Here is a 328-nt window from a genome sequence, read left to right on the forward strand (position 1 = left end):
CTCGCTCCTCCTCTGCCCGTCGACGGCGACTAGCCTCATCGGATGATCGTTGGGCTTTCACGGAAGCGGCAGTACGAACAAAGCCTGTAAGGATCTGACCAAGCTTCGATTCGAGCGTCCCTGTTTTGCTGTCCGTCCAAGTTTTTTGAATCAGTACTTCGGATCGCGCGTCGACGATAAGGGAAAATACGCCAATGGGCTCCCGCCCAAAACGAGCGGCTCTCATCGCGGCAAAGTCAGGCTCCCATCGCTGCCCTGGCTTGAATGGTTTGGGAGGGGGCGGTGGAATATCGAAGCGTTTTATGCGCTCCTGGATCGTGATCAGTAG

Annotated in this window: 1 pseudogene; it reads right to left on the minus strand. The window is 56.1% G+C overall.

From position 1 onward, the window contains the following. Positions 1-328, minus strand: a pseudogene (locus SB756_RS28825) (hypothetical protein); the annotation flags it as partial.

The organism is Pseudomonas sp. SIMBA_068 (genome assembly GCF_046534705.1).
GTDB lineage: Bacteria > Pseudomonadota > Gammaproteobacteria > Pseudomonadales > Pseudomonadaceae > Aquipseudomonas > Aquipseudomonas putida.